Below are 12,716 nucleotides of genomic sequence, written 5' to 3' on the forward strand. Positions count from 1 at the left end.
GCGGATCAGTCTTCGATGGCTCCGGCGTTTTTGCGCGGCAGCTCGGGGGCGGGCATCGGAATAATAACACTCTGGCGCACGGCAATTGGCTGCCCGGTAACGTCACGGGCCGGAGCCCAGACCGGCATGGTGCGCACCAGCCGCAGGGCCTCTTCGTCGCAGCTGCGGCAAAGCGGGCGCACTACCTCGCCGGACCCAATCCGGCCATCGGCCTGCACTACGAAGCGTACTTCCACGGCTCCCCGCAGGTTTTCTTTGGTCAGTACTTTCGGCTCCTTCAGCTTCTCAGTAAAGTACTGGCGCAGAGCTACGCCGCCGCCGGGAAAAGTGGCCTGCGTGGCTGCCTCACGGGGTTCGAAAACGTGGGTCGGGCTGTAGAGCTGGAGCGCCTGGGTCAGCTGCACGCGCACCGTTCTGCCGTTTTGCCGGCCGGGCTCCAGGCGCGGCAGTTTGGCTACGGCGGCCAGGGCGGCCGCGTCGCAGGCAGGGCACAGGGAGCGGAGGATTTTGGCGTCTTCGGCTTGGCCATCCAGTCCCACCACGAAGCTCACGTACACCCGGCCCTCAGTGGTGCCCTGCAGGATTTCCTTGGGCAGTACCACGGCTGCCTGCAAAGCGGAGGCAATGGTGGCTTCGGTGGTGCCGGCCAGCCGAGGCATCTGCTCCACGTAGGTGTACACTTTTTCCTCGGGTTTGGGCAGGGTGGGAGCGGGCGGAATGGTTACGCCGGGCGCACCCGGGGTGGTTTGCAGACTGAAGGTAACCGGTACTGTGTACGATACTGACACGGTGCGGCCATTCTGCTTGCCCGGCTCAAAGGGCGGCAGCACCCGAATTACCCGCAGCACTTCTTCGTCGCAGCCGGCTCCCAGGCCTTTTATGATTTCCGGGTTGATAGCTTTACCGCCGGGCTCCACCGTGAATTTCACGAATACTTTGCCCTCCACCTGTTTCTGCGCGGCCTCGGCGGGGTAGCGCAGACTGGCCTGAATGTAGTTGATGAGGCCTGACTGTCCGCCGGGGAAGACTGGCATCTGCTCCACGTAGGTGTATATCTTGTTCTCCACCACTTCTTCCATCACACGCCCACTGCCCTCCAGACCCGATAAATCGGTTTCACCCCGGACGGTAACGGTTTTCTGGATGGGAGGCTCGAATGGGATAGAAATAGGGTACTGCACCGCCACGGCCTTGTCCTGGTAGCGGGCGGGGCGCCAGCGGGGCATGGCCTGCACCAGACGCAGGGCCTCGGCGTTACTGGCGGCACTGAGGCCCCGGGCCACAAAGGCATCGGTGAGGCGGCCATCCGGCTGCACGATGAAGCTGACCGTTACCACACCCCGCTCCGTGCCGGCCTTCACGGCGGCGGGCCGGCGCAGCTGGGTCTGTAGGTATTGCCGCAGTGCGTATTCACCTTCCGCGTATTCCGGCCTCGTCTGCACTTCATACAGACTGTAGATGCGGGGCGGAGTAGTACTAGCGGCCGGAACAGGCTTTTTAACGGACTTCTGGGCTTGCGCATCAGGCACTATGGCTCCGGCCAGACAAGCCGCTACTAGCACACGAGGCCACGCGGAGTGGGTAAACGATAAAGACATTACAGAGAGGAGATAGAGCGTAAAAAGTGTGCTGCCAGCCCAGCAAGTTACGTACGGAACCGGTACTGCCGAAACCTACTGCTCCAGCCGCCACGCGGCTTGCAGGCGGGGGTGGTTTTCGTCGGCGGCGCGCAGAAATACCAGCTCGTCCAGCTTGCCCACGCGCCAGCTTTCCAGCATATCATCATAGTACGCCGAGGCTGGGTTGCCGCTCTGCCCGCCGGGGAAAATGCCGTAGGCCTTCACCTGCGGCCCCAGCGCCACCACCATCCGCCAGGAGGGGCCGTTGCGCGAGGTAGTGGCATTGACGGTGCCGCGGCTGCCGGCGCACACGATATCCTGGTGCCCGAAGCCCGGCAGCTGGGCCAAGTGGTTGATGTCGGTGCTTTTCTGGTTGGCCCAGCCCCACTTCGGCCCCTGCGGTCCGAATTTGCGGGTCAGCGAATCCACGGCGAAGTGCAGGGACTCCGTCAGCAGGTCGTGCACATTTTCCTTCTGCGGCGTACACCGGTCGTCAATCCAAAGGCTGCCACCCTGGAAGCAGGTAGCCGGATTACCCGATTGGGTAAGTAACAACCGATTTGTGCGGTCCTGCGAGGGGGCGCGCATTTCCAGCCCGGTAGCCGGTTTACCGAAATCATCGTCCCAGAGGCGTTTCACCAGCTCTTGGTACCATAGCTCAAAAATGGTGGCGGCTACGGCGTCGGTAGTATAGTGGTAGTCCCACTTTGCCAACGCCCGCACTGCCGCATATTCCGGCGAATTCGGAGCGGGCGGCGCATAGCAGTTATCGATCATCTTGCTGCCATTTATCGTGGCCAGCATCCACGGCAGCATGGTTTGGGCGTTGATGCCGAGGTTGTCGTTCTGGAGCAGGCGCAGGGTGTCGGCGGTGGCGCGGCGCATCTTGGCTAGCTGCTGGTTGATGCGGTGGCCCCGGTCCCAGGGCGCGTAGTCCCAACCAATATAATAGGGGTAGTCGGGCCCGGCGGAGTGCTGGTTGGCCGACGATACGAAGCCCCGGGCCGGGTTCTGCACCCGCGGCGTCTGCGTCATCGGAATCCAGCCTTGCCAGTCGGTGCGGGCATCGGTGCCATCCAGAATAAACTTGCCCTGCTCGGGCCACTTCAGCGGGTAATGGCCGTTGGGCCGGATGGCAATGTCATTCTGGTTGCTGGCGAAGATGAAATTCTGAGCCGGGGAGGCATAGGTGCGCAGGGCCCGGTCGTAATCCTGGTAGTTGCGGGCGTGGTTGAGCTTCACGAAGGCCAGTACCTCGTCGGCCCCCTCGTGGGCCGTCCAGCGCATGGCGTGTTGGGTGGGCGTCTGCGGGTTGAAGGGCTTCTCGTCGTGGTCGTATACCACGGGGCCGTGGTGGGTGTAGAGCACTGTGTCGAGGCGGTCGGGGAGGCCGCGCACCACAATGCGCTCCACCACACGGCGCACCGGTTTCCAGCGGCCGTCGTGCCAGTACTCGCGTTTCGTGTTGTCCCGCAATTTGAGTTGGTACCAGTCCAGCACGTCGCCGCCCACGTTGGTCACGCCCCAGGCCACCTGCTCGTTGAAGCCGATAATCACGGCCGGCGCACCCGGAATCGTCACGCCGTACACGTTCTGGCCGGGCGCGTGCAGCTGCACCTGATACCAGATGCTGGGCAGGTTCAGTTGCAAATGCGGGTCGTTGGCCAGCAGTGGCAGGCCCGAGGCCGAGCGGCTGCCCGCCACGGCAAAATTGTTGGAGCCCAGCTCGGCATCCGGCTCCCGCTCGGGCACCTTATCCGACAAGGCTGCCGTGAACGAAGGCGGCGAGGCCGGCACCGGCAGCGGCTTGAAATCCAGCGGCGTGCCTACTGGCACAATGGGGTCTTCGCGAAACGGGTAATCCGGGAACAGGTCCTGGGTCACCTTGGGGCCGTACTTGCTCAGGATGTTGCTCAGGCGCAGGTCGTCGGAGCGGCCGCTCAGGTCCCAGGCCATCAGCTTCAGCAGCAGGGCGCACTTGAGCGGCTGCCAGGGCTCGGGCACGTAATCGAGGAACTTGTATTCAAACGGGTACTCTTTTGGCGAGAGGCTGCTGATATAGGCATTCACCCCCGCCGAGTACGACTCCAGCACCAGCCGCGTCGTGTCGTTTTTCAGCATGGCCCGCAATGAGTTTTCGGCCCCGTAGGGCAGGCCCATGCGCCGCTGAAACCGGTCGTACTCCAAGGTTTTTGGTCCTACAACCTCTGAAATGCGGCCGGCGGCCACGCGGGTCATAAACTCCATCTGCCAGAGCCGGTCCCGGGCCGTGAGGTAGCCCTGGGTGTAGTATAAGTCGTGGTCGTTCTGGGCAAAAATGTGGGGCACCCGCCGGTCGTCGAACCGTACGCGCACGGGCTGGTGCAGGCCGGCGAGGTGCAGGGTTTGCTGCGGCGGGAAGTCAGCCGGGGTTTCGGCATTCTGCCAGAAGCCCCGGTACGGGCTCAGCAGGCGCGCCACGGGCGGCACGTCGCCCTGCTTGGTGTTCAGGACCCAGGTAAGGGTAAGCGTAACGAGGAGCACCAGAGTGCCCGGAAGAAATCGAAGCATTTGCCAACCAGTTTCGCGGGAGCGGAAGGTAGCAAATGCTTCGGTTTCTGGTGCCGCCGCCGCGTAACTACTGGCCTAGGTAGGCCCGTAGGCCAATGCTTAATCCTAGTGCCCCATTGCCGTTGTCAAAACCGCCTCTGTTGTAGCTCAGAACTCCTTCCAAGCCAACGTTAGGCGTCAGGAAATACGAGTAGCCAGCTCCAACACCAGCCAGATAGCCGAAATCTGTTCCGCTATACTTCTCTGTCCGGTTATTAACAATTGGGTCGTACACAGAGCGGCGTCCCCAATAGGCATCGGCCAGTACGCCTGCCTGCGCCTCTGCAAATAAACGGTGGCGGCTCTCGGAAGGAATGTAGTACCGAAGCCAAGGCGCCAGCCCCAATACTACATTGTGGCCACGGCTGTCTTCCCTCTTATAGCTTCGATAGTAATACGAAAGTGGTACAGCCACGCCAAACGCCCAGTTGTCGGCAAAAAACTTGCCGACAGAAGGAGATACCGACAAATTCAGATCTGAACCGTAGGAACCAGAATCGTAATACGAGTCACTGCTGGCAATGCCCAGAGTACGGGTGCCTTTGGTGGTCTGACTTTGGCCGAGAGCTGCGGTAAGAGGCAGCAATAATGCGGCGGTAATAAAGTAAAAGGGTTTGCACATACTGTAAGGAATGAGAGGATGAAATTATAAGTGGCTAAAGAAGCCTAAGGCATAGCAGCGTATCAATACGAATCTATACCCACCAATCAGTCAGGTGGCAAATAGTGTGCCGGGACAATATAAAAAGGAGCACTTCCCGTTGCCGGCAAGTGCTCCTTACAAATTCGTGTAACCTAGAAAATCTGTTTGAATCCGTGATTTACAGATTCTCACCCTGCCGGACTAGTCCGGCCACGCCTACGCGGGCCAGCCGGAGCCGTACTTCATCGGCCTCAGCTTGGGTGGCGAAGCGGCCTACTACTACGCGGTTCAGGGCTTTGCCCTCGGCAGTAGTGGTGGCCACGGTGGTTACCAGCAGCTTCGGCTCCACACTCTGGATTTTGTCCATCACGGCACGGGCGTTGCGCGGGTCGCCAAAGGTACCGGCCTGAATTACAAAGGTGGCGGTGGGTTCGGCCAGCAGGGCTACATCAGCCGCTTCCGTCTGGCCGGGGCGAATATCGGTGTGAATTTCGGCGGTAATGGTAGAGTCGGCGGCTAGGGCAGCCAGTTCTTCCGGGGCATCGGTTGGGCCCAGGGGAGTAGTAGCGGGTACAACTTCAGCCACTACCGATACGGCACCGTGCGTGACGATGCCCAGCGGGCGGGCCGCTACTTCGGCCAGATCCAGAATGCGCTGGTGGCGGAACGGGCCCCGATCGGTTACGCGTACTATTACTGCTTTGCCGGTTTCGGGGTTGGAAACCCGCAGGCGGGTGCCGAAGGGCAAGGTTTTGTGGGCGCAGGTGTATTTGTTGCGGTCAAACCGCTCACCGCTGCTGGTGCGCATTCCTTGGTGTTCACGACCGTACCAGGAGGCGCGGCCCCGCATTACGGTTGTTTTTTTAGCGGCGGCCGGGGCTTTTTCATCATCACATGCCTGCCGGGTGCGCGCCGAGGCCATGAAGGCCGTCAGCAACACGAGGAGCAGGCCCATCATCAAGCCCGAGAGATGTAGTCGTAGAGTCAACTTCATGTAGTCCCTTGGTTGGTGAATGCGACAAATCTAGAAGCCTCCACCAAACCACTGCCTAATCAGGTTGCGTATACCACGGGTAACACAGCTAAGAATTGATCTTTTTAAAGAAATATTGTATTTAAGCTATTGGGTGAGCACGGCCCAAATAGTTGATTGTGTTTCGTTGAGACGGTTTTTGCACTCTTTTTAGACATTAGGCAACTGGCTGCTGAAATGCGACTATCCGTCGCTTAAAAAATTTTGGCTTTTTACGGGCTGCCTATGCAAAAGGCAGGTTGCAAAAGTCCCGGAAATGTGCTAAGAGTAAGAGGGAGTTCTATAACCTGGTTTCCTTACCGGCGGTGGTGATGAGAGGGCAGTCCAACGTAACGTGCTCATTACCCGATGACTTCTCTATAATACCCCGCTGTCGGTCATCTTTTTGATCATCTCCCGGTAGCTGATTCCAATAGGTATTTCCGTGTTATTAGCCATTTCAATGACGTTGCCATTGATGGCTTTGATGGCCGACTTCTGCACAATATAGGAACGGTTGACCCGCAGGAAATCGGTTTCATGTAGCATTTCCTCCATTTTGGTCATCGTCATGTGGGTGGTGATGACTTTGCCCGTGGTGTGGATTTTTAGGTAGTCTTTCATGCCTTCAATGAAAAACACTTCGGCCAATGCTACTTTCAGAAACCGCTTGTTCTCCTTAATCAATAGCATGCGCCGTTTGTCCGTCAGCTCGGGCTCGTTGGCTGGGGGTAACTCAGGCCGGGAAGGTGCTGCGGGCACCGGCGTTTTAAGGCGCACCTTCTCCCGCACCTTATTTACCGCCTTCACAAACCGGTCAAAAGTGATAGGTTTCAGGATGAAGTCTACCACATCGTATTCAAACCCCTGGATAGCGTATTCTGAGTAGGCGGTTGTCAGGATAACGGCAGGCTTGAACTCATTGAAGGTTTTGAGGAACTCAATGCCGTTCATTTCGGGCATGTTCACATCCAGAAAAATGAGGTCGGGCCGGAGCTCTTCCACTTTCCCTAGGGCTTCAATGGCGTTATCAAACACGGCCACTACTTCCAGAAACCCCAGCCGCCCCGCATACTTCAGAATCAGGTCCTGGGCCAGGGGCTCATCGTCAATGATGACACACGCTAACGGGTTACTCATCTACCAGATTTTTAACAGAACAGCATATTGGGTTTCGCTTTGCTTTATCTCCAGCGAATGTAGGGCCGGATAGATAATATTGAGGCGGCGGCGGGTGTTGCGAATGCCAATTCCTTCCCGCACTTCCTCCCCCGACTGCGGCGGCTTGGAGTTGACCACGGAAAAGCAGAAGGCGCCGGTTTCGTCGCGGTAGGCCTTAATCCGGATCCAGGCCTTTTTAATGAGCTTATCCACGCCGTGCTTGATGGCATTCTCGATGAAGTTGATAAGCAGCAGCGGCGGAATGCTCTGGTGGCCTATCTGATGGGAAATATCCATTTCTATTTCCAGGCGCCGACTGTGGCGGATAGTTTGAATTTCGATGTAGTTCTTGATGAAAGCCAGCTCTTTATCTACCTCTACCTCCGTGGTGTTGGAGTCATAAAGGGCGTAGCGCATCATATTCGAGAGGGAGAAGACGATGGAAGCCGCCGTGCGGTCCTTATCCTCAATGAGTGAATATACACTATTCAAGGTATTAAACAGGAAATGCGGGTTGATCTGGGAGCGAAGAAAGTTGAGCTCCAGTTTCAGATTGTCCTTTTCCAGCGCAATACTCTTGATGCGGGACTGGAAAGCGGCCCGGAAGGCCTTGATAATAAGCGGGACGAAAATGGCCAGCACCAACTGCTCGAAATGAAAGTAGAGCACTTCCGGGTCGCGCAGGAACGTCCAGGCACCTTGCTTGGAGAGGCTGCGCACCAGGTTTTTGAAATACAGCGGCATGGTGGGCACCGTTGTATTGATGTAGTTATAGGTGTAATAGGCCAGCAGACTGTAGCAGATAAGGGCAATGGTGAGCACACCCAGCACCAGCCCCCAGATCTGGGGAGTGGGCAGCTTGAGGGCGATGCAGTAGGAAATCAGGTAGAAGGAAATGAGCACTACCACGTTCTTGTCCAGTGCGATAATCATCGTCACGAACGGGTGGCCTTCGCCGCTGAGCCAGCGGCCCTGGAAGGCAAACCAGTTGTAAGCCACCACCCAGAACAGGACGTGCAGCAGAATAGTGATATTCTTGTTGCTGTTGGTACCGGATAAAATGGCGGTAAGTCCTTTTGATTGGTCCAGCATAAAATAAGGAGGGAGAGAACAAACACAAGGAGGTGTGCGGATTACCGCACACCTCAGGTTTTACATCTGGGCAGAAATGTAGGGAATTTGTACAGCCAAGCCGAGTAGGCCGGCGGCCTGACGTCCGGTTTTTTGCGCGAACCGGGGCTAGTTGCCCAACTCCAGCTGGTTGTGCACCAACTGATAGTAGTGCCCCCGCAGGCCGACCAACTCCTCGTGGGTGCCGATTTCCTGCACTTTGCCTTTGTTGAGCACCACAATCTGGTCGGCATTCTTCACGGTGCTTAGCCGGTGAGCGACTACCACTACCGTCCGGCCCGCGAAAAACCGGTCCAGGTTCTCCATAATGATCTTCTCGTTATTGGCATCCAGGGCGTTGGTGGCCTCATCGAAAAACAGGAAACTGGGGTCTTTGTAAATGGCCCGGGCAATGAAAATCCGCTGCTTCTGGCCTTGGCTCAGGCCGTTGCCCTCGGCCCCGATTTTGGTGTTGAGGCCCAGCGGGGAGTCCTTGATGAACTGCTCAATATTGGCGGCCCGGATGGCGTGCAGCAGCTTAGGCAGGTCCTTCTTCTCGTCGCTCACCATGATGTTGTTGGCAATGGTATCGGAGAAGATGAAGCCTTCCTGCATCACTACGCCGCACTCCTTGCGGATGGCCGTATGGGAAATGGAGTTGTAATCGGTGTCCTCCATGCTGATACTGCCGGTTTCGGGCTGGTAAATCTTCAGCAACAACTTCAGAATGGTGGTTTTGCCGCTGCCACTGTCGCCCACAATGGCCGTTACCTTGCCCGGCGGAATGTACAGGTCGATGCCGCGCAGCACGGGGTGGTTACCCGCCCCGGGATAGGTGAAGTTGACGTCGCGCAGATGAATGGACTTTTCGTCGGGTAGGTTGGTAATCAGAAATTTATCTTCGGGTTCCTCGTCGGGTACCCGGTGGATGTCGTTGAGCCGGTCCACGCTGATTTTGGCATCTTGGGCCGTTTGCATGAACTGGATGAGCTGTTCCACCGGCAGGTTCAGCTGGCCCACAATGAACTGAATAGCCAGCATTTCGCCCAGCGTAAGCGTACCGTTCAGAACGGCCTGCGCCGCGTAAAAAATGATGAGGATATTCTTCGTCTGGTTGATGAAGAATGCGCCTAGCTGCTGATATTGGCTTAGCGCCAGCGTCTGGGTGTTGTAATTGAACAGCTTGGCCTGAATTCGCTCCCATTCCCAGAGCTTGTAGCTGCCGCAGTCATTGAGCTTGATTTCGTGGACGCCGCCGATGAGCTGCATGATGTTGTTCTGGCTGGTGCTGGAAATAGCAAAACGCTTGTAATCTAGCTTCTTGCGGTAGCGCAGAAAGATGGTCACCCAGGCCATGTACAGCAGGCTGCCCCCCATGAAAATCAGGAAGATGGAATTGTTGAATGACAGTAGCACGCTCCCGAATACCAGCAGGCTGATGATGGAAAACAGCGTGTTCAGCAGCGTGCCCGTCAGAAACAGCTCGATGCGGCGTTGGTCGTTGATGCGCTGTATGATGTCGCCGGTGATGCGCGAATCAAAGAACGAAAGCGGCAGGCGCAGCAGCTTCATCAGGAAATCGGAGAGGATGGCAATGCTAATGCGGCTGCTGATGTGCAGCAGAATCCAGCCCCGAATAAATTCCACCGAGGTTTGCCCGATGGACAAGAGCAACTGCCCAGCCAGCACGATGTAAATGAACTGTACGTCGCGGGTGTTGAGACCGATATCCACGATGGCCTGGGTCAGGAATGGGAGCAGGCTTTGTAGGAACGCACCCGCCAGCAGCCCCACCAACAGCTGCAGAAACAGGTGCTTATGGCTGGTCAGGTAAGCCAGAATTTTGGCCACGCCAATGGAGCTGTCAATTTCCTCCTCCACCGAGTAGAAGGATGGAGTAGGCTCCACAAACAGCACAATCCCTTCTTCCTTCACCCCTTCCCCAATCTGCCACTTCTCCAGAAACTCCGTTTTCCTGTACGAAAGCAGGGATTTGCCGGGGTCGGCCACAAACACCCGGTCTTTCTTTACCTTGTAAATGACCACAAAATGGTTCTGGTCCCAGTGGGCAATGCAGGGCAAGTTGGCCTCCGTGAGCAGGTCTTTATAGTGCACTTTAGCGCCCACGGCCCGGAAGCCAATCTGCTCGGCGGCCTTGCTGATGCCGAGCAGGGACACCCCGTTGCGGCTGTGGCGGGTTTTCTGGCGCAGCGTTTCAAGGCTGAAGTTTTTGCCATAAAACCGGGCTATCATCCGCAGGCAGGTAGGCCCGCAATCCATGGATTCGAGCTGCCGGTAATGAGGAAACGTTGTCATATAGCCAAGAAAGGATAGAAAGGAACGGGCCTACTGCTAGGTCCCGGAGCAGGGCAGGAGCGGGAAATCGGGGCTAAACGGCGGCGGCTTTTTTCGCTTTGACCGGCGGAGCTTTCAGGCTGAAGGCTTCGCTCCAAAGCTCCAGGGCCACGGCGCGGTCCTTGGGTTTCATGGCCACGTTCATCAGGATAATTTCATCGAAGCCATAGTCCTGCTGGTATTGCAGAGCCGTGTCATAAAATTGGTTGGCGGTGCCTACAATGTTGTAGTCGTAGCCTTCCTCGGTGGCAAACACGGCGGCTTTGGCTTTGGCCGTGGTGTGGTGCACCGCCCCGGCCAGCACCAGATTCGTTTGCGGGTAGTGGCCGTGTAGGGCGAAGAAAGACTCTTTAAACGCCAGCAACTCCTCCTTGTGAAACTCCCGGTCGGCTCCCTTGTGGAAGATGGAGCGCGAGAGGTTCATCCTATTATCAATGGCGCGCTGCAGGCCCCGGCCCATATTGGTCGTCAGCGACCAGACTTCGGGGATAGTGCCCTTAAACGGGGGAATGACGGTGCCCAATTGTAGGAGCTCTTCCTCGTTGCGCAGGCAGAACAGTAGCTTTTCGAGGTGGCGGGCAAACGACTCAGGCATGTTCAAACCCGCAATGCCGGTGGCCAGCTCCGCCACCGTGGGCATCACGCCGCCATTGGCCAGGCCCAGATCAATACGGCCGGGAAACAGATTGTTGAGCATCTTGTAGTCGCCGGCTACGTGGTAGGGCTGGTGGATACCCAGCAGAATTCCGGCTACTCCAATCTTGATGCGACTGGTCATGCCGGCCAGTAAGGGGAGCAGAATGGTGGGGTTGCTCCAGGACTGCTTCTTGGAAGAAATGTGGTGCTCACTGATCCAGAGCCGGGAAAAACCCAGTAAATCGGCTCGGCTGGCGTAATCCAGCAGGTCCGTTACGCGCAGCAGGCTGTTCATCTCCGTATGACGAATGCCAAAATCCAATAAACCAATGGAGAGCTTTTTCATGATGGCGGGAGGAGGGTGGAAGGACTAGAAGAGAAAAAGCTGCTCCCAGGACGTTGGGGTATCCAGCATTTCCGTGACGAGAATCAGCAGCATTCCCGGAATGCCCATCAGCAGCCCCGGGGCGTGCTTGTTGGTGAGGGCCTGTCGGTATTCTTCGTCGAGGTAAGTGGTAGTGCGGTGCAGCCAGTACTTTTTGGCCTCGGAGTAGCAGGCCAGGGGCATTTCGCGCAGCAGGGCGTTGTAGCACATAACTAGGCTAGCTGAGCCGTGACAGATATGCGCATTCTCGATACCGGAGGCCTCCAGCGTGCGGCGGGTGCAGGTGTACGCGCCTACCTCATCGGCAAGGGCCACTAGGTGAGGCAGCTGTAGGATGCGGGCGGCGCGGTAAAGCACCAGCACCACGTTCAAATCACCGTAACACCAGCCCATGCGGTTGTTGTACTTCACGCGGTTCAGCGGGTCGCTCGGTGCTATATCGTCATCGAAGCGGGCCGGGAAGAAGGAGTGGTAGCCGTTTTCCGGCTCGGGAGGCAGCTGCAGGCTTAGCAGGTACCGAAGCATGCCGGTGGCTACCGGCCGGATTTCCGCCTGCAGGGTGCCGGCCTCGTATAGTTTCAGCAGCACCAGCAGCAGCCCGCATTGCCCGTGGGCTAGGCCCAGGTTCATATCGGTGCTGTTGTTCATGCGGTTGATGTGGGAGTTGTAGAACCGTACGCCGCGCGCATCTTCCACCTTGTGCGCCAGCAAGTCCTGAAGCAGGATGCGCAGGTAGCCGGCGGCGGCCGGGTTGTGGCCTAGGCGGGTGCTGAGGTAGTTGAGGGCCCCCACGGAGCCGTACAGAAAATCGATGTTGCGGTCCTGCAGGTTAGCCTGCGTATTCCGAAATACCACTTCATCCAGCTGCCGCAGCGTGTCAGTTCCCAGGTCGATGTCGGTTATGCCATCAGTGCTCAGCACCTGCAGCAGGTAACACAGGCATGGAATCACGCCGGGTACACTAATCAGGGCCGAGCCGGCCGGGTTCCGGAGTTTGTCCAGCACTTCATCCAGGCAGGTCATGGCGTGGTCCCAGTGGCCTTCCTCGCCCGTCAGCTTATAGGTGTAGGCATACAGCAGCACATGGCCCAGCTTGCCCGAAAACAGGGAAATATCCGTGGCCGGCAGCTGCGGGAGCAGGTTCAGCCCTTCCGTCAGGTAGGCCGACAGGTTTTTTTCAGCGGTAAATGAAGCAGTAGCCGGCAT

Annotated in this window: 9 protein-coding genes; all 9 read right to left on the reverse strand. The window is 57.6% G+C overall.

The features are described from left to right. Nucleotides 1–5: 5 nt before the first annotated feature. The gene (locus HSW_RS22415; protein ID WP_081768224.1) at nucleotides 6–1,598 is read right to left on the reverse strand and encodes a TonB family protein; all 1,593 of its coding nucleotides are present in this window, start codon (nucleotides 1,596–1,598) and stop codon (nucleotides 6–8) included. A gap of 75 nt (nucleotides 1,599–1,673) precedes the next feature. Beyond that, the gene (locus HSW_RS02375; RefSeq protein WP_044000680.1) at nucleotides 1,674–4,169 is read right to left on the reverse strand and encodes a penicillin acylase family protein; all 2,496 of its coding nucleotides are present in this window, start codon (nucleotides 4,167–4,169) and stop codon (nucleotides 1,674–1,676) included. Nucleotides 4,170–4,236: 67 nt separating this feature from the next. Further along, nucleotides 4,237–4,830 carry an outer membrane beta-barrel protein gene (locus HSW_RS02380; protein WP_044000681.1) on the reverse strand — a complete coding sequence of 198 codons (594 nt, stop codon included), beginning with the start codon at nucleotides 4,828–4,830 and terminating at the stop codon, nucleotides 4,237–4,239. A gap of 199 nt (nucleotides 4,831–5,029) precedes the next feature. Continuing rightward, the gene (locus tag HSW_RS22420; protein WP_081768225.1) at nucleotides 5,030–5,845 is read right to left on the reverse strand and encodes a septal ring lytic transglycosylase RlpA family protein; all 816 of its coding nucleotides are present in this window, start codon (nucleotides 5,843–5,845) and stop codon (nucleotides 5,030–5,032) included. A gap of 396 nt (nucleotides 5,846–6,241) precedes the next feature. Next, nucleotides 6,242–7,003 (reverse strand): LytR/AlgR family response regulator transcription factor, encoded by a 762-nt coding sequence (locus tag HSW_RS02390; RefSeq protein ID WP_044000682.1) that lies wholly within the window; start codon nucleotides 7,001–7,003, stop codon nucleotides 6,242–6,244. After that, nucleotides 7,004–8,116 carry a sensor histidine kinase gene (locus HSW_RS22425; protein ID WP_052346026.1) on the reverse strand — a complete coding sequence of 371 codons (1,113 nt, stop codon included), beginning with the start codon at nucleotides 8,114–8,116 and terminating at the stop codon, nucleotides 7,004–7,006. A 147-nt stretch (nucleotides 8,117–8,263) separates the two neighbouring features. After that, a complete protein-coding gene (locus HSW_RS02400; RefSeq protein WP_044000683.1) occupies nucleotides 8,264–10,450 on the reverse strand; it encodes a peptidase domain-containing ABC transporter in 2,187 nt (728 codons plus the stop codon). Between the two features lie 73 nt (nucleotides 10,451–10,523). Continuing rightward, nucleotides 10,524–11,471: an LLM class flavin-dependent oxidoreductase gene (locus HSW_RS02405; RefSeq protein ID WP_052346027.1), complete on the reverse strand. Its 948-nt coding sequence runs from the start codon at nucleotides 11,469–11,471 to the stop codon at nucleotides 10,524–10,526. 24 nt (nucleotides 11,472–11,495) lie between these two features. Then, nucleotides 11,496–12,716 (reverse strand): lanthionine synthetase LanC family protein, encoded by a 1,221-nt coding sequence (locus HSW_RS02410; protein WP_044000684.1) that lies wholly within the window; start codon nucleotides 12,714–12,716, stop codon nucleotides 11,496–11,498.

This window comes from Hymenobacter swuensis DY53, assembly GCF_000576555.1.
GTDB classification, from domain to species: domain Bacteria; phylum Bacteroidota; class Bacteroidia; order Cytophagales; family Hymenobacteraceae; genus Hymenobacter; species Hymenobacter swuensis.

Excerpts from the sequence above, each read along its gene's own strand:
- HSW_RS22415 (WP_081768224.1), bottom strand. The coding sequence starts at position 1,598 with ATGTCTTTATCGTTTACCCACTCCGCGTGGCCTCGTGTGCTAGTAGCG.
- HSW_RS02375 (WP_044000680.1), bottom strand. The coding sequence starts at position 4,169 with ATGCTTCGATTTCTTCCGGGCACTCTGGTGCTCCTCGTTACGCTTACC.
- HSW_RS02380 (WP_044000681.1), bottom strand. The coding sequence starts at position 4,830 with ATGTGCAAACCCTTTTACTTTATTACCGCCGCATTATTGCTGCCTCTT.
- HSW_RS22420 (WP_081768225.1), bottom strand. The coding sequence starts at position 5,845 with ATGAAGTTGACTCTACGACTACATCTCTCGGGCTTGATGATGGGCCTG.
- HSW_RS02390 (WP_044000682.1), bottom strand. The coding sequence starts at position 7,003 with ATGAGTAACCCGTTAGCGTGTGTCATCATTGACGATGAGCCCCTGGCC.
- HSW_RS22425 (WP_052346026.1), bottom strand. The coding sequence starts at position 8,116 with ATGCTGGACCAATCAAAAGGACTTACCGCCATTTTATCCGGTACCAAC.
- HSW_RS02400 (WP_044000683.1), bottom strand. The coding sequence starts at position 10,450 with ATGACAACGTTTCCTCATTACCGGCAGCTCGAATCCATGGATTGCGGG.
- HSW_RS02405 (WP_052346027.1), bottom strand. The coding sequence starts at position 11,471 with ATGAAAAAGCTCTCCATTGGTTTATTGGATTTTGGCATTCGTCATACG.
- HSW_RS02410 (WP_044000684.1), bottom strand. The coding sequence starts at position 12,716 with ATGCCGGCTACTGCTTCATTTACCGCTGAAAAAAACCTGTCGGCCTAC.